The 16,584-nt window shown below is 69.3% G+C and carries 10 protein-coding genes and 1 pseudogene; 3 read left to right on the plus strand and 8 right to left on the minus strand.

Annotated elements, in window-relative coordinates; translation table 11 throughout:
* Position 1: 1 nt before the first annotated feature.
* The 3 genes from G447_RS0106970 to G447_RS0106980 all read right to left on the minus strand — a co-directional run bounded on the left by G447_RS0106970 (position 2) and on the right by G447_RS0106980 (position 3,760).
* A complete protein-coding gene (locus tag G447_RS0106970) occupies positions 2-1,519 on the minus strand; it encodes a sulfatase family protein (protein WP_026430538.1) in 1,518 nt (505 codons plus the stop codon).
* A 277-nt stretch (positions 1,520-1,796) separates the two neighbouring features.
* Positions 1,797-2,774 (minus strand): TIGR03943 family putative permease subunit, encoded by a 978-nt coding sequence (locus G447_RS11740; RefSeq protein WP_051226272.1) that lies wholly within the window; start codon positions 2,772-2,774, stop codon positions 1,797-1,799.
* Positions 2,771-3,760, minus strand: coding sequence for a permease (locus tag G447_RS0106980; RefSeq protein ID WP_034476627.1), 990 nt, complete (start codon positions 3,758-3,760; stop codon positions 2,771-2,773). The genes G447_RS11740 and G447_RS0106980 overlap by 4 nt, the downstream gene beginning before the upstream one ends.
* A gap of 270 nt (positions 3,761-4,030) precedes the next feature.
* Between G447_RS0106980 and ileS the strand changes: the two genes are divergently transcribed.
* Positions 4,031-7,306: an isoleucine--tRNA ligase gene (ileS, locus tag G447_RS0106985; RefSeq protein WP_026430540.1), complete on the plus strand. Its 3,276-nt coding sequence runs from the start codon at positions 4,031-4,033 to the stop codon at positions 7,304-7,306.
* Between the two features lie 296 nt (positions 7,307-7,602).
* On the opposite strand, the gene G447_RS12065 is transcribed toward ileS, so the two are convergent.
* Positions 7,603-8,013, minus strand: a complete 411-nt coding sequence (locus tag G447_RS12065) for a carboxymuconolactone decarboxylase family protein (RefSeq protein ID WP_081491403.1) — start codon at positions 8,011-8,013, stop codon at positions 7,603-7,605.
* Entirely contained in the window at positions 8,003-8,473 is a 471-nt protein-coding gene (locus G447_RS0106995) for a MerR family transcriptional regulator (protein WP_026430541.1), read from the minus strand. Before G447_RS0106995 ends, G447_RS12065 begins: the two co-directional genes overlap by 11 nt.
* A gap of 710 nt (positions 8,474-9,183) precedes the next feature.
* Here G447_RS0106995 and G447_RS0107000 point away from each other — a divergent pair.
* Positions 9,184-10,125 carry an ABC transporter ATP-binding protein gene (locus G447_RS0107000; protein ID WP_051226273.1) on the plus strand — a complete coding sequence of 314 codons (942 nt, stop codon included), beginning with the start codon at positions 9,184-9,186 and terminating at the stop codon, positions 10,123-10,125.
* A 29-nt stretch (positions 10,126-10,154) separates the two neighbouring features.
* Positions 10,155-10,955, plus strand: coding sequence for an ABC transporter permease (locus G447_RS0107005; protein ID WP_026430543.1), 801 nt, complete (start codon positions 10,155-10,157; stop codon positions 10,953-10,955).
* Between the two features lie 115 nt (positions 10,956-11,070).
* Here the strand turns inward: G447_RS0107005 and G447_RS0107010 are convergent, their stop codons facing one another.
* The 3 genes and pseudogenes from G447_RS0107010 to G447_RS11250 form a co-directional block, all read right to left on the minus strand.
* A complete protein-coding gene (locus G447_RS0107010) occupies positions 11,071-14,658 on the minus strand; it encodes a S8 family serine peptidase (protein WP_026430544.1) in 3,588 nt (1,195 codons plus the stop codon).
* Positions 14,659-14,954: 296 nt separating this feature from the next.
* Positions 14,955-16,268, minus strand: a complete 1,314-nt coding sequence (locus G447_RS12285; RefSeq protein WP_026430545.1) for a DUF6318 family protein — start codon at positions 16,266-16,268, stop codon at positions 14,955-14,957.
* 97 nt (positions 16,269-16,365) lie between these two features.
* Positions 16,366-16,584, minus strand: a pseudogene (locus tag G447_RS11250) (hypothetical protein); the annotation flags it as partial.

Consider the following 16,584-nt stretch of genomic DNA (forward strand, 5'->3'; position numbering starts at 1 on the left):
CCTACTCGGTTCCGACCCCGTCGAGGTCGGAGCGCGCCGTGTTGGCCAGGGGAACGTCGAAGTCGGTCATGGCGGCCATCCACTTGGCGAAGGAGTGGTCGCCGCGCTCGCGCAGCTGGCGGTACAGGTTCGTGGCCAGTTCCCGACGGACCTCGTCGTAGACGGGGGAGGCGTACACGTTGGTCATCTCGGCCGGGTCGCGGCGCAGGTCGTAGAGCTCGTTGACCGACTCGGGGTTGATGACGAGTTTGAAGTCGCGGGTGCGCAGCATCCTCTGCTGGAGGGGGAAGTGGTGGCCGTGGAACTCGCAGACGATGTCCTGCCTCCACCCCTCGACCTCCCCGCCGCGGGTCAGGTCCACGATGGAGCGCCCGTCCTCCACCAGGGAGGTGTCCAGGCGCGCCACGTCGAGGACCGTGGCAGGCAGGTCGATGAGGGAGACGAAGTCGTCGGAGGCGCCCACAGCCGACACCCCGGGGATGCGGGCGATGAACGGGATGTTGTAGATGTCGTCGTACATCATCGGTCCCTTGTCGTTGAGGCGGTGGGCGCCCGTGAACTCCCCGTGGTCCGCGCAGAAGAACACGGCGGTGTCGTCCAGGACCCCCAGTTCGCGCGCCGCGTCCATAATGCGACCGATCTCGAAGTCGATCATGGCCACGTACCCCCAGTAGACGGCGATCAGCTTCTTCCACTGCTCGTTCGTGAACGAGGACGTGGACCAGTAGGTCGCGTAGTTGAGCTGGATGGGGGGCTTGCCGATCAGGGGGTCCCCGAAGCTCTCCGGCAGTTCGACATCCGCCGGGTCGATGAGGTCGAACCACTCGTCGGGCAGGAAGTAGGGCAGGTGCGGGCCGAAGAAGTGCACGTCGAGGCAGAACGGCCGGCGCGCCTCCTTCCAGTCGGCCGCGTACTGGCGCAGCCTCGTGATGGCGCGGTCGGCGAGGAAGCGCTCGAAGGTCGCCTCCTCGGGCTGGTCGAGGCGCGCGGCGAGGATGTGCCCGTCCCGGCCGCCGGGCAGCTTTCCGCGCCACAGGTCGTGAGCGCGCACAGGGGGAAGGCCGCGCTCGTTCAGCCACGCCACGTACTCCTCGTTGGCGACGGGGTTCTCCGCGCCCCAGAACGTGTCGTCGTCCGCGCCGAACTTGTCGGGCAGGTTGTGGCCGCAGTGGTACTTCCCCACGATCCCGACGTTGTACCCGGCGTCGCGCAGCTCCTGCGTGTACGTCCACGTGCCTTCCGGGATCGACACCCGGTAGGCGATGTTCCACTCGGGGTTCGCCAGCACCTGGTGCTTGCCCGGGCGTTTCCCCGTGAGCAGCGAGGCGCGGGCGGGCGTGCAGATCGCCGTGGGTGTGAAGGCGTTCGTGAAGGCGAAGCCCTCGCGCCCCATCCGGTCGATGACGGGGGTGCGGGCGTGGGGGTTGCCCAGGCAGCCGATGGTGTCGACGCGGTGCTGGTCGGTCATGACGACCAGGATGTTGCGGACGTTGTCGGGGATGTCGTGCGAACGGGTCATGGACGCCTCCTCGCGTCGGTCGGACGGGACGCTGTGCGCCCGGCGACGGCGGACGCCAGGCCCGGGGCGCCGGATCCGTGGGATCTGCGGGCGGGGTCCGCGCTCGCCGGTGGGCGGTGGGGGAGGGGATCCCCCTCCCGCGCTCCGCAGCGCGGACGTTGTTCGATGGCCGTTGTCATAGGCACAACTATTACAGTGAAATGCGCCACCGCTCAATCCGGGGTGCCGGTGCGGAGTCGGCACCGGGCCAGGCGGTCCAACGCCCCCGAGGGGGCGGCTACCGCTCCTCGAAGACGAACTCCTGGTCGGGGGCGTCCACGGCCTCGACGCTGTCCGCCTCCAGCGCCAGCGCCTTGCCGCCGCGGGAGTGGAGCCGCCCGTGGACCCGCACCCACTGGTCCGGTTCCACCTGTGTGCCCGCCGGGGCCTCGACCGCGAACCCCAGGGCGTAGGCGTCGGCGGCGCAGCACCAGATCGTCATGCGCGCGAGAGCGAAGGAATCGGTGGCCGCCAGTCGTGGCAGGCCCTGCTGCGAGGCGGCGGTCTGCGGCGACACGACGAAACCGGTGACGGTGATCTCCCGGCCCTCGTAGGCGGCGCCGTTGGCAGACAACTCGCGCAGCGTCGAGTAGAAGGTCTCCGTGCCCACCTCCAAAGGCGCGCCCTGTGGGGCGCCAGTGGCGCGCGCGGCCGGACTGGCCGAGGGGGAGGGGCCGGTCGGGGGAGAGGACGCGGCTGTGGGGTCGGCGCCCGGGTCCGCGGGGTCCTCGGGGGCGGAGGGCGCCTCAGGGGCGGGGGAGAGCTGGGAGTGGGCGGAGGTCTGCGAGCGCGGCGCCCCCGAGCCGAGCAGCTGGGAAGGGGTGGGGTTGATGGGCAGCGCGATGCACACCGCCGCCGCCCACAGGCCGATGACGCGGACCCACGCCCCGGGCTCGCGGGCCGGGGCCTGGCGCCTGCGGGCGCTGCGCGCCCTCGCCCACGCCCACACCAGGCAGCACACGACCAGGAAGCCGATGCCCCACACCGCCCTGGGGGGCACCACCTTGAGGTAGCGTCCCGAGACGACGGCGAGGGCCAGGGAGGCCGCCAGGACCACCAGGACCGCCGCCTCCGCCCAGGCGACCAGCCGGGGCCGGCGCTCCTCCTCCTCGGCGCGGCGGGCCGCCCTGCGGCGCTGGGACGCCTCGAAGTCCCCCGCGATCGCCAGGAACGCCCGGTCCTGGCCGTTCTGCCCCTCTCGCTCCTTCCCGCTCACAGCGCCACCAATCCCAGCGCCCACACGCAGCCCACGGCGGCGGCGCTGGTCACTGTGACGACGACGAAGAGTTTCGCGACGAAGCGCTTGTCGAAGGAGCTGGACAGCAGGAGCACGTTCTTCACATCCATCATCGGTCCGTACACCATGAAGCCAAGTAGCGCGCCCGCGGGCGCCAGCGCCGACAGGGAGCGCGCGATGATCGCGTCGGAGGAGGAGCACAGGGAGAACACGAATCCCGCGGCCATCATCGCGCCCAGTGCCACGGGCGCGGGCGCCCCGTCGAGGGACTGGGTGGGGGAGATGAGCACCTGGGCCGCGCTCGACAGGGCTATGCCCACCAGCAGGTAGGGCAGGATACGGCCGAAGCCGGTGGCGCTGTGGGAGGCCACGAGCGCCAGCCGCCCGCCGACGGGGGCGCCCGCCCCGCCCCCACCCGGGTGGCACCCGCACCCGGCAGCGCACTCCGCCTCGTCCTCCACCAGGACGGGCCCGCCGACGCGGCCCATCATGACTCCGACGACCACGGTCACGGCGACGGCCAGCAGGGCGCGCAGGACGACGATCCGCCACGAGCCGAAGGCGTACCACGTGGACCACACGACGATCGGGTTGATCGAGGGGGAGGCCAGCATGAGGGTGACCGCCGCCGAGGTGGGCACGCCTTTGCGCACCAGGGAGCGGAAGACCGGCACCGCCGAGCAGTCGCACACCGGCAGGACGAGCGCGGCCGCCAGGGCAGCGGCGATCGACGCCGGACCGCGGGGGAAGAGGCGGGCGAGGCGCTCGGGGGGCGCGAACTCCTCGATGAGCTCCGACACGAGCACTCCCAGGGCCAGGAAGGGCGCCGCCTGGAAGAAAATGCCGACGCCGATCGCCCACATCCGCACGCCCTGGCCGCCCAGGGCTCCGGCGAGGACCACCGCCCCGGCCACGACGGCGACGGCGGAGTAGGCTGCGAGGGCGGCGGGCCGGGTGCGTTCCATGGTCACGCCACCAGCATACCCAGCACCGGGCGCGCATCTGTGGGTAGAATCGGCGTTGCTATGATCCGGCCCGCTCAGCGGGGCATCACCGGGGAGCATCCGGAAGAACAGGGATCCGCTGGGCGCTGCCCCGTCCCCCAGTAGAACCGGACGGGAGGGCCCGACACAGCCCCAACGAAGAGGCCGCGTGAGCGCGGCAAGCGGGGTGGTACCGCGGGTCCCGGCGTCGCCGGTCCTCGTCCCTGTGCACGGCGCAACACGAGGACTGCCATGACGAAGCACGGCTTCTACCCCCTCCACCGGGACGACGAGGTGGATCCAAGCCCGTCCTTCCCCGCGATGGAGGGCGCGACACTGGCCTTCTGGGCCGCTGACGACACCTTCCGCAAGTCCATCGCCCGGCGCGAGGGCGGCTCCAACGAGTTCGTCTTCTACGACGGCCCCCCCTTCGCCAACGGCCTCCCGCACTACGGGCACCTGCTCACCGGCTACGTCAAGGACGTGGTCGGGCGCTACCAGACGATGCTCGGCCATCGCGTGGAGCGCCGTTTCGGCTGGGACACCCACGGCCTGCCCGCCGAGCTCGAGGCCCAGCGCCAGCTCGGCATCGACGACGTCACCGAGATCACCCGCGAGGGCGGTGTCGGCATCGCCGCCTTCAACGAGGCCTGCCGTTCCTCCGTCCTGCGCTACACCAAGGAGTGGGAGGACTACGTCACCCGTCAGGCGCGCTGGGTGGACTTCGAGCACGACTACAAGACCCTGGACATGCCCTACACGGAGTCCGTGATCTGGGCGTTCAAGCAGCTCTACGACAGGGGCCTGGCCTACCAGGGCCACCGCGTGCTGCCGTACTGCTGGAACGACCGGACCCCCCTGTCCAACCACGAGCTGCGGATGGACGACGAGGTCTACCAGGACCGCACGGACAACACGGTCACCGTGGGCCTGCGCCTGACTGAGGCCCTCCTGGCGGACTCCGAGCGCCCCGAGCTCGCCCTCGTGTGGACGACGACGCCGTGGACCCTGCCGTCGAACTCCGCGGTCGCCGTCGGCCCCGGCATCGACTACGTGGTCGTCGAGGCGGACCCCGATGCGGCGTCGCCGGTGGCCGGCGAGCGGGTCCTCATCGCCCGGGACCTGCTGGCCGCCCACGCCAAACAGCTCGGCGAGGAGCCCCGGGTCGTCGCGTCCTTCAAGGGCTCCGACCTGGTGGGCCGGCGCTACCACCCGATCTACGACTACTTCGACGACGACGCGCACCGCGCCGAGGGGGCGGTGCCCGGCCCCAACGCGTGGACGGTCGTGGCGGCCGACTACGTGACCACCACGGACGGCACCGGCCTGGTCCACCAGGCGCCCGCCTTCGGCGAGGACGATATGTGGACGTGCATGGAGTACGGCATCGGCATGGTCCTGCCCGTGGACGACGGCGGCGTATTCACCTCCGAGGTACCCGACTACCGGGGAATGCACATTTTCGACGCGAACCGCCACATCGTGGCCGACCTGCGCGACCAGTCGGGCCCCATCGCGCGGCGGGATCCGCGGGTGCGCGCCACCCTGGTGGCGGAGGCGTCCTACACCCACTCCTACCCGCACTGCTGGCGCTGCCGCAAGCCCCTCATGTACAAGGCGGTGTCCTCGTGGTTCGTGCGCGTCACCGCGATCCGCGACCGCATGGTGGAGCTGAACCAGCAGATCAACTGGACCCCCGAGCACATCAAGGACGGCGTCTTCGGCAAGTGGCTGGCCGGGGCCCGCGACTGGTCGATCTCCCGCAACCGCTTCTGGGGGGCGCCCATCCCCGTGTGGGTGTCCGACGACCCCGCGTACCCGCGCACGGACGTGTACGGGTCGATCGCCGAGCTGGAGGCCGACTTCGGCGTGGAGGTGGCGGACTTCCACCGCCCCTTCATCGATTCGCTCACCCGTCCCAACCCGGACGATCCGACGGGCAAGTCGACGATGCGCCGCATCCCCGATGTCTTCGACTGCTGGTTCGAGTCCGGGTCGATGCCCTTCGCGCAGGTGCACTACCCCTTCGAGAACCGGGAGTGGTTCGAGTCCCACTACCCGGGCGACTTCATCGTCGAGTACATCGGCCAGACGCGGGGCTGGTTCTACACGCTGCACGTCCTGGCCACGGCGCTCTTCGACCGGCCCGCGTTCCGCAACTGCGTGTCCCACGGAATCGTCCTGGGCGACGACGGGATGAAGATGAGCAAGTCGCTGCGCAACTACCCGGACGTGTCGCAGGTGTTCGACCGCTACGGCTCCGACGCGATGCGCTGGTTCCTCATGTCCAGCCCCGTGGTGCGCGGCGGCAACCTCATGGTCAAGGAGTCCGCGATCCGCGACACCGTGCGCCAAGTGCTGCTGCCCATCTGGAACACGTACTACTTCTTCACCCTCTACGCGGGCGCCGCGGACAAGGGCGCGGGCTACCGGGCGCGCCGCCTCGACCTGTCGTCCGCCTCGGCGACCCGTGGCCTGGCCCAGATGGACCGCTACCTTTTGGCCCACACGCGCGGCCTCGCCGAGGACGTGCGCGCCCGCCTGGACGCCTACGACGTCGCGGGGGCCTGCGACGCGGTGCGCGACCATCTGGACGTGCTGACGAACTGGTACGTGCGCACCCAGCGCCAGCGCTTCTGGGACGAGGACCCCGCCGCCTTCGACGCCCTGTACACGGCGCTGGTGGTCCTCATGGAGGTGGCTGCCCCGCTGCTGCCCCTGCTGGCCGAGGAGGTCTGGCGCGGCCTGACAGGCGGTGAGTCCGTCCACCTGCAGGACTTCCCCGTCATCGACGAGGCCGTGGCCGCCCCCGCTCTCGTGGCCGCCATGGACGAGGTCCGCTCCGTCGTGTCGGCGGCCCACGCGCTGCGAAAGACGCATCAGCTGCGCGTGCGCCAGCCGCTCGCCTCCCTGCGGGTCGTGTCCGAGGGCTACGCGGACCTGGAGCCCTTCGCGGAGCTGATCGCCTCCGAGGTGAACGTGAAGTCCGTGGTCTTCTCCGCCCCCGAGGAATCGGGGTTGGGCGTGCGCACCGAGCTGAGCCTCAACCCGCGGGCCTTCGACCCCGCGTTCCGCAAGCTCACCAGCCAGCTGTTCAAGGCCCAGAAGTCGGGCGACTGGGAGGTTCTGGACGACGGGTCGTGCCGCTTCCCATCCGTGCTGGCCGATGGTTCCCCGATTGTGCTGACGGATGGCATGTTCTCGGTGTCCACGTCGGTGGACGCGGCCGAGGGGCAGGTCGCCGACGTGCTCCCCTCGGGCACGTTCGTGGTCCTGGACACCGAGCTCACCCCCGAGTTGGAGGCCGAGGGCTACGCCCGCGATGTCGTGCGCGCCGTCCAGGAGGAGCGCAAGAACGCGGGCCTGCACATCGCCGACCGCATCGACCTGGAGCTGGCAGTCCCGGCCGCCCACGTGGCCGACGTCGAGGCCTGGCGGGACATGATCGCCGCCGAGACCCTCGCTCTGTCGGTGTCGGTTTCCGAGGCGGAGGCGCTGGCGGTATCGGTGTCGGTGCGCGCCCGCTGAGGCGCCGCCAAGCGCCGATTATCGCAGGGGCGGGTGGGCCGCGCGGTGCGCGGCCCACCCGCTTGCGTGCGCCAGGCCCGGGAGGAACGGCTCCCGGGCCTGGCGTTGATTGCGATCCGATGGAGCTGCTGGCTGGCTTGGGAACAGGGACGAGGGCGAGTGGACCACCAGCACTGGGAATCTCCCTAGGGTGAGTCTCTTCATTGTTGGTGTGATTCGTGCGGCGGTAGTGGGCCTGTCTCGTTCGCGCGTGATTAGTGATGGGTAGTGGCCGCCTTGTTCCGGGCACTTGCCTGCTATTGTTTCCGTGACTCGATCACCTCTTGGGCTGCAAATGTTGCGTTTAGCGCCCTGGGGAATCCGCAGTACACAGAAGCATGCAGGATGGCTTCTCTGATTTCTTCGGGGGCTATCCCAACATTGAGGGAAGCGCCCACGTGTACCTTCAGCTGTGCTTCACACCCGCCCAAGGCGGTGAGGGCACCGAGGGTTACGAGTTGGCGGCTTCGTGGATCAAGACCAGGCCGGTCATAGATATCGCCGAAGGCGAAGGCTGCGATGTGGTGGCCAAGAGCGGGGTTGGCAACTGCTAGGGAATCCATAACACGGTGCCCTGCGGCCCCATCGATGTGGGAGAGGACATCCAGTCCCCGGTTGCGGCGTTCGAGGTTTTCTGATGTCTCAATGTCGTATTGCTTAGTGGTCATGGCTTAGCATTCCTTCCTGATAGATGGCGATTTTGTATTCAGTGGCTGCGAGGGAAATCTGTAACTGTTCGATCTTGTGGCGCAGCGCGTCGCGGTGTTCCAGCAGCAGTTTGAGGCGTTCATCGGTGGTGGAGTCGCCTGCTTCAACGAGGTGTATGTAGCGTTGGAGCTCGGATATCGACATGCCGGATACTCGCATTCGCGTGATGAACACCAGTCTGCGTACAGCTGCAGCATCGTATTGCCGATAACCGGATTGGTCTCGGCCAACCGTTACCAGGCCGGCTCGTTCGTAGTAGCGCAAGGTGTGTGGGCTGACCTGTAAGTGCTCCGCGACGGTGGATATGTCCCAATGGATGGTGTCGTCGTCACAGGCCAGGTCGCGCAGGGCTTGCACGTTGATGGCGCCAGGGGGGTCTACTGCCAGGCGCAGTGCTTTTAATAGTTGATCGTCCATCATGTTTGCGATGCTAAACCTGTGAGCATGCTCTAAGGCAAGACCAGGACACGGCCCCCATTGGTGGTGGACATCCGCGGGCCTCATTATCCTGGCGGCTCACCCATAGATCATCATTGGTGGGGCCGGGGCTAGTTGTTGTGGGGTGTGAGGTTGTTGTCGTGGGGTAGCGGCCCCTGGCAGGATGTGGAGTGTCGAAGTCCGTGTCCTGGTCCAGGAGGCCGTTACCATGTCCCACCCTAATGCGCCGTTGACCGTCGGGGGCGCCATGTGCTGGCTCCCCAGCGGCCGATGGGCGCACGATCAGCCACGGGGCGACTTCCCACGTGGATCCACACGCCACCGCGGAGGAGGGGCCTCGTAGGAGCGCGCTCTCGTGCTGCCCCCGGCGGCCGTGGGCGCGCAGAAGTGGGCACCCATCCGACGGGTTGTGAGCCCCCGATCGTGGGCATGCGGTTGACTGGGCGGGCGCCCTGACACCGACGACCACGACATGGGGCCGGGGAGGCAATAATGGCCCGCCACCAGCACCAGGCGCGCCACCACCGATGGAAAACGCGAGCACTCAAGCATTCCGCCAATTGGTGCGATTTCTGGGGTAAAAGGTCCTGGAGTGAAACAACGATGACTGGGCAACCATGACATATGGCACAGTCTCCTCCGGGTTAGTTGCCACTGTCACATCGGTGTGGTGTGGCTAATACTTGAGAGCCATGAGCACAGAACACACCACCGCAGTACACCCACCGCGCGCGAAGAGGCGCGCACGAGCGGTCTCAGTGGAGGAGGTGACGAAAGACTACGGGAAGGTCCGCGCCCTCAACGCCCTCAGTCTGGACATCCCCAGGGGCCAGATCATGGCGCTGCTCGGTAAGAACGGCGCCGGGAAGTCCACTCTGATCGACATCATCCTCGGCCTGCAGGCCCCGACCTCGGGCGCCGCCCGCGTATTCGGCCTGGCGCCCCGCGACGCGATACGGCGCTCCCTGGTCGGCGTCGTCCTCCAGACCGGCTCTCTGCCCGTCGATTACACCGTGGCCGAGGCTCTCCACCTGTTCGGCTCCACCCACGACACCCACGTGGACTACGGGACCATCCTCGAGGAGACACAGCTGGCCCACATGAGCGGACGGATCATCCGCAAGCTCTCCGGCGGCGAGCAGCAGCGCGTGCGCCTCGCACTGGCCCTCCTGCCCGACCCCCACCTGCTGATCCTTGACGAGCCCACCGCGGGCATGGACGCCACGGCCCGGCGCGAGTTCTGGGACGTCATGCGCACCCAGGCCGAACGCGGCAGGACCATCGTCTTCGCCACCCACTACCTCACCGAGGCGCAGGACTTCGCCGAGCGCACCGTCATCATCAAAGACGGCTCCGTCATCAAGGACGCACCCACCGATGAGCTGCGCCGGATGAACCGCAGTTTCCACCTCACTGTCGACGTGGATCCCGGTGCCGGCCCCCGCCTCGTCGAACAGCTCCGCGCCGCCCCCGAGGCAGGGGCGTGGAAGATCTCGACCGAAGGAGGGCGGATCGTCGTCGACGGCGATGACACCGACCCTGCGGCCCGCATCCTGCTGTCCCACCCAGAGGCGCACGGCCTCGAGATCACCGCGTCCTCGCTGGAGGACGTTTTCACCTCGCTCACCGCGTGACCGCGCCGCCAGCACTATAAGGAATCACCATGTCGTCCTCCACAGTATTCACCGACGAAGCAATCTCCCGCCGCGCCCCGTCCTCGGGGTTCAAAGGATTCGGCGTCCTCACCTGGTTCACCTTCTGGAAGTTCATCACCAACCCGATCACCATCAGCTTCTCCCTGGTCCTCCCGATCCTCATGTACCTGATCTTCGGATCGGGCCAGAGCTACGCCCAGAACTGGGGCGTCCATGGCAATGCCGCCGCCTCCGTCCTGGCGAACATGACGACCTACGGCGTCGTCCTGGTCGCCTCGTCCATGGGCGCCAACGTGGCTCTGGACCGCACCATGGGGATCTCCCGCCTCTTCGCCCTCACGCCCATGCGCTCCTCCGTCAATATCCTGGCGCGCCTGGTCGCGGCCGTGGGCGCTGGAGTCATTGTCGTGGCCATCGTCTACGCCGTGGGGGCCCTCACGGGAGCGCAGATGGAGGCCTCGGCGTGGGTGCTCACACCGGTCATTATGCTCCCCGCCTCCATCCTGGCGGCTGCGATCGGACTGGCCGTCGCCTTCACAGTCCGATCCGACGGCGCCTACGCGGCGTCCAGCGCGGTCATCCTGCTCAGCGCCGTGTGCGCGGGCATGTTCATGCCCCTGAGCATGATGGGACCCGTGTTCTCGGCCATCGCCCCGTTCACGCCCCTGTACGGCATCACGAACATGGTGCAAGTCCCCCTCCAGGGGCTCGACTCCTTCCACTGGGTGGACCCGGTGAACTTCGTCGTGTGGACCGTGTTGTTCGTGGGCATAGCGGTGTGGGGGCAGCGCCGCGACACGAACCGCTAGTCGGACCGCCGCGGAACCGCGGACAGGGGGCGCCGCGGAACGAACCGCTGGTGGGGCCGAGGACGGGCGCCGGGATCCGAGAGGGACCCGGCGTCCGCGCCTGCTTGGCTCGGCGTCAGCCGGTCCACGCCCCGGAGGACGAGAACTGGTACCACGCGCCGTCGATCCACTTCCACCCCGTGGCCATCGCGCCCGAGGGGGAGAAGTAGTACCAGGTCCCCCCGACGTCGGCCCATCCGATCGCCATGGCGCCGGAGGCCGCGAGGTAGTACCAGGTCCCACCCTGGTTGAGCCAGCCCATCGCCATCGCGCCCGTGCCGGAGGAAAGGTAGTACCAGGTGCCGCCGACGTTGGCCCACCCCTTCGCCATCGCCCCAGAGGGCAGATGGTAGTACCACGAGCCGGCCTCGCTCACCCATCCGGTGCGCATGTAGCCCGAGGCGTCGAAACGGTAGGTCGCGCCGTCGATGACCATCGACGTCGACGACGGCCACGAGCCGTCGGAGAGGCGGTACCACCACCCGTGGGAATCGTGCGTCCAAGCGCCCGAAGTGGTGCCCGGGAAGCGCACGACCGCCTTGTCAGAGGGGTTCGCGCCCCAATCCCACGCGAGTACGTAGGGCTCGGACGGGGCGGCGCCCTTTCCGTGCTGCGCCTCCCACGCGGCCTGCAGCGCCGAGGCGGACACCTCGAAATGGTAGGTGTGGGATCCGTCGGGGTTCACTGTCCCGTCGTCGTTGACCAACTCGCGGTAGTACCACGTCCCGTTGGACGGGTCGTGGAAGTCGAAGGCGGCCAGGGGCGAGGCGTCCGTGACATCGAAGGCGACCTTCGCCCCGGCCCCCTCGCCGCTCACGCCCCTGACCGTGACGCGTGGGGCCGTGGTGTCCAGCGCGAAGTCGTAGGCGATCGCGTGCCGCGTGGGGGAGGGGCCGGAGGTCGTGGCGGCGATGGTCAGCGTGTACTTCCCGTCGGGCAGACCGGCCACCTGCTTGTCCTCGGAATCGAACACCGGCGCCAGGTGGTAGGACTCAGCGCGGGAGACGGTCCCATTCGCGTTGCGCACCGACTTGTAGTTCTGGTAGTTCCTGTACTCCAGGACGGTGGTCCCCGCCTCGTTCGTGTACGTCGAGGTCAGAGTGTGCACGCTGCGCAGCAGACCGGTGCGCGGCTCCGCGCGGCGCGTCGCCAGGGAGGAGGCGGCACGGGAGACGACGTAGCGCCCCGGATCCGGGATCGTCTCCGTGTTCTGCGGCGCGAAGGGGTTCGCCCCCAGGGACCGGCCCGTCCGCGAATCGACGAACGCCGAGGGGTAGATGTGCGCGGGCGAGGCGGCGGCGTCGCTCGCCTTAGCGTCGAAGACGTCGGCGGCCCCCCACGACCCGTAGAACCCCAGGTAGGGCACCGACAGATCGGGGCCGGACCCGCCCTGAGCGGCGAGCCGCACGAAACCGTCGATGAACGTGCCCTTCGGGGCGTTCGCTGCGGCGTAGGAGGCGAAGTCGGCGCCCGGGGAGACGGACACCGTCACGGACGCCTGCCCGGAGGCTGGGACGGCGAGCGTCGCGCCCTCCCCGCTTCCGGCCACGGCCGCCCCCGAGTACGACACCGAGATGCCCCTGCCGCCCCAATCCTTGCTGCGCAGCGTGAAGAACCCGCCTTCGACGGCCTCCGACAGCGCCTGCGAGGACAGGGCGTAGGACTTCGCCGAATCGGACAGGTTGTGCACGGTAATGGTGAAGGACCAGCCCGCCGTCCCGTCACCGAGGTCCGCCTTCGGGCGCGAGGGCTCGGCCGCGCCGTCCACGGTCGGGTACACGGGGGAGGTCGTCGCCGCCAGGGCGTCCACCAGGCCCGCGCCCTGCTTGCGCGGCGAGTAGAACGCCCCGGTGCCCTGGTCAGCGTCCACCAGGGGGTGCGCCGTTCCCATGATGAGGCTCTGGGCGACTCCCATCCTCTCCGCCGCGCTCATGCTGGCGAAAAGGGGGTCGGTGTTCACCCTCTCGAGGACGATGGCGGAGATGCCCGCCATCTGCGGAGTCGCCATCGACGTGCCCGAAGCCTGATCGTAGGCACCGCCCGGAACCGCTGAGACAACCCCGCCACCGGGGGAGGCGATCTCCGGTTTGAGGCGAAGATCCGGGCTCACCCCCCACGCGGAGAAGTCGCTCGCCTTGTACGCGCCGTTCGCCGGGGCGTTGTCCACCGACGCCACCGCGACCGCGGAGGAGTAGGTGGCAGGCTCGTCCATGACCGACGAGTCAGGGTCCGAGGCGTAGGGGAGGTTCTTACCAGAGTTGTTGCCGCGCCCCGCCGAGTACGCGTTGCCCGCGGCCGCGTCCACGGTGACCCCCGCTTCCTGCAGCCTCGCGTAGACCGTCGAGTAGAGGGAATCGGCGGCGTTGTCCATGCCAGCCGACCACCCGATGGACAGGTTGATGACATCGGGTCGCAGAACCGCCATGTCGTCGAGCGCCGCCAGCACAGCCGAGTCCGGCAGCGAGCCGTTCCCACTGCGCGCCACCTTCGCGACGATGATCTGCGCGCCCGGCGCGGTGCCCCGGATCCTGTCGGCGTTCGCGGCCGCGATCCCCGCCACGTGCGTTCCGTGGAAGCCCCCGGCACCCGAGGAGGGCGCCACATCCGCGTCATCATCGGCGTAGTCGTAGGCGAAGGGGATCTTGTCATTGACGTAGCGCCCGTCCTTGCCCTCGCCGAGGCGGGGGAGGGCCTGCTCGACATCCGCCCGTTTGAGGGCCGTCTTGGAGGCGTCGACCGCGCCGGAGAACGCGGGGTGGGCGACCTCGAGCCCGGTGTCGAGGAACGCGATGACCCTGCCCTCGCCCTTGTGCGGCACGCGGTCCATTCGCATCATCTGGTGCGCCGACCGGTTCGACGGGTCGATCCCCTCTGCGGCCAGGGAACCCGCTGTGCCCTCCACGTTCCCCGAGTCGGCCGCCGGATCCTGGGAGGGCGCGGCGCCGCTCGCCGGGGCGCCGGACGGTGCATCGTCCCCGTTGGAAGCCGTGCCGCCCGAGGACGGGGTGTCCGCGGGGGAAGGTGCGTCGGCGGGGGAAGGCGAGCCGGCCGCACTCGCGGAGCCGGAGCCGGCGGCGCCCGCCTCGTGGGCCGGGCTGCTGTTTCCGGAGGGCCCACCGGGCTGTTCGGACTCGTCGGTCTCAATGTGGCCCTCGCGTTCGATGAACGCGGACTTCACGCCGTCAACGCCCTGGATCACGGGGAGGGCCGCTGCCGGAGCATCGATTGCGACTCCGATGAACACATTGCGGTAGTCGCGCGCCCGGGTGACCGCTGAGCCGCCCGCCGCCGCTGAGGGCACGGACGCGGCGACGGCCTCGCCGATCCGGTCGACCATTTCGTCGCAGTCCGACTCCGAGACTCCGTCCTCGAACTGGACGATGATGCGCACGCCCTCGTCCGGCGCGTGCCCCCCAGTGCCGTCCGGCTCGGCGGCATCCGATTGGGTGTCGTCGACGGGCCCGGGGCCTGTCCCGTTCTCGTAGTCGGCCTTCGAGGTCAGCGCGGTGTCGGCGGCTGCTTGGCTCGTGGCCGGTGACCCCCGCCCCTGATCGTCCTCTCCAGGCGGTGAAAACGCCTGCGCGGGCAGCGCCACAGCGGAGGCGAGGAGAAGCGAAGATGAGGCGATGAGGGACGCGAGGGCGTTCGTTCTCCGCGTTGGCATGAGTTCTCCTTGAGTATCGACCCGTGGGATCACCGGGATGCCGCCGGTACGGCGGTCATGAGAGCAATGGACTAAGCATAGTGCCAGTGAATGCCAACGTTGACCGGTTGGACGACGGCCGATGGCCGGTCCGGCGGGCGTTCACCAGTTGGTCCAGCGGGGCGGGCGCTGGCCGGTCCCGTGGGTGTTCGCCGACGGGTCCTGTGGGTGTTGGCCGACCGGTTCCGCGGATGGCCGCCGACGGAAGCCGTCTCGTCTTCGTCGCCGTCGTGTACCGATCCTGTGGGCGGTCCCGCTCAGCGGGCGTAGGCGTCGGCGGGGTTGGTTGGTTCGTCCTCGTCAGCGCTGCGGTCCGTTGGGGAGCTTCCGGTTGTCCCTGGTGCAGTGGTGTCGGGGCCGGTGTCCTGCTCTGGTGCGGTCCTGTTCGTGGGGGCGCCGTCAGGGGGTTGCGGCGCTGGAGGAGTGGGAGCCGGGGGCTGGGATGGTGGTGTGGTCGGCGGCGGGGTCGTTGGCGCAGGAGCCTTCGCCACGGGTGGCAGCCAGTCGGGACGGGGTGTGGATGGGGTGGGGACGACTTCGCTGATCAGCCACCTGTTCCCGTCCCAGCGGACCGTGATCTCGAATGTCGCCTTCTCGATATAGGTGAAGCGTTGGAAGTGGCCGTGCGTGTAGATGTCGGGGGTGCGTTGGGTTGTGGTGAGGGTGGTGGTGTGGGTGTTGGGTGTGGTGGGTGGGGGTGTTGTGGTGTTGGTGTTGGTGTGCCAGGCGTTGGCGGCCCATCCTCCTGTGGTGTAGGTGGTGGTGGTGTCGGTGGTGGTTTGGGCGCACCATTGGCATTCGGGGGCGGATAGGTCGTGCAGGGGTGTGGTGTCGCCGGTGTTCCAGGTGTAGTCGGCCAGGGCGAGGGCGTGGTAGGCGGTGGCTTGTGCTCCGTTGGGGGTGTTCTGGTTGTTTCCTGCTGGTGGGGTGGGGGTTGTGGGCGCGGGAGTGGGGTAGGGGGTGGGGTTGGAGTCGGCCCCGGTGGGGTATCCGTTGACGGTGGCGGGCCCGGGTGGGGGCAGTGGGGGGTTGGTCCAGTGCCATAGGAGGGCCGAGGCGGTGGCGGAGGCGAGCAGGGTGAGGGCGAGGGCGGCTCCGATGTGGGCCAGGCGGCGTTGGTCGTGTGTGAGGGGGCCGCGGTGGTTCTTCCAGTCGTCTGCGCCGATCCACGCCCCGCTGGTGTAGAACCAGTGCTGCCAGGGCTGGGCGGGCCCGGTGGGGCGGGCGCGGTGCAGGAGGCGGGCCAGGGGCCCGGGGCGGGGTGTGGTGGCGGCCGGGGGTTTGGCGAGTTCGTCGAGGGCCGCCAGGGCACTGGCCGGGGGCCCACCGGGTGTTTCGGGCCCATCACGGCCGGCCGTGCCGGGGTCTTGGGGGCCGGCCGTGCCGGGGTCTTGGGGGCCGGGGCGCGCGCCTGCCGGCCCGTCCGGCCCGGCGGGGTCGGGGGGTGTCTTGCGGCGCGGGGCGAACGGGGTTCCGGGAGCGCCAGGCCCCATCAACGCCTCCCACTCCGCGTCCAAGGGGTCGTCTTCGCCGTACGGGCTGTGCGGGTCGTTCGGGTCGTCGTGGGCCATCGGCGTGCCTCCATCGCAAGGGTCCCCACCACCACGGCCCGCGCCGAGCGCGGGTCGGACTGCCGGGGCCTGGGTCGTGTTGTGCGGGGTTGTGGGGTTAGTGGCCGTCTTGTTCGTCGGCGGTGTCGGTCAGGTCGATGCGTAGGTGGGAGATGGGGAAGGGGTCGGACCTCTCGGTGGTGGTCACTACTGCTGGGAGGGTGAGGGTTTGGCCGGTGAAGGGGTTGGTGGTGGTGGCGTCCCACGTGGTCGTCAACGTGATCACCCGTCTTTCGTCCCCGTGGGTGGTCTGCTCGTAGTGGTGGGTCAGGCGGGC

The organism is Schaalia georgiae DSM 6843 (genome assembly GCF_000429245.1).
GTDB lineage: Bacteria > Actinomycetota > Actinomycetes > Actinomycetales > Actinomycetaceae > Pauljensenia > Pauljensenia georgiae.

Coding starts and splice junctions, on each gene's coding strand:
- G447_RS0106970 (WP_026430538.1), bottom strand. CDS start 1,519: ATGACCCGTTCGCACGACATCCCCGACAACGTCCGCAACATCCTGGTC.
- G447_RS0106980 (WP_034476627.1), bottom strand. CDS start 3,760: ATGGAACGCACCCGGCCCGCCGCCCTCGCAGCCTACTCCGCCGTCGCC.
- ileS (WP_026430540.1), top strand. CDS start 4,031: ATGACGAAGCACGGCTTCTACCCCCTCCACCGGGACGACGAGGTGGAT.
- G447_RS12065 (WP_081491403.1), bottom strand. CDS start 8,013: ATGACCACTAAGCAATACGACATTGAGACATCAGAAAACCTCGAACGC.
- G447_RS0106995 (WP_026430541.1), bottom strand. CDS start 8,473: ATGATGGACGATCAACTATTAAAAGCACTGCGCCTGGCAGTAGACCCC.
- G447_RS0107000 (WP_051226273.1), top strand. CDS start 9,184: ATGAGCACAGAACACACCACCGCAGTACACCCACCGCGCGCGAAGAGG.
- G447_RS0107005 (WP_026430543.1), top strand. CDS start 10,155: ATGTCGTCCTCCACAGTATTCACCGACGAAGCAATCTCCCGCCGCGCC.
- G447_RS0107010 (WP_026430544.1), bottom strand. CDS start 14,658: ATGCCAACGCGGAGAACGAACGCCCTCGCGTCCCTCATCGCCTCATCT.
- G447_RS12285 (WP_026430545.1), bottom strand. CDS start 16,268: ATGGCCCACGACGACCCGAACGACCCGCACAGCCCGTACGGCGAAGAC.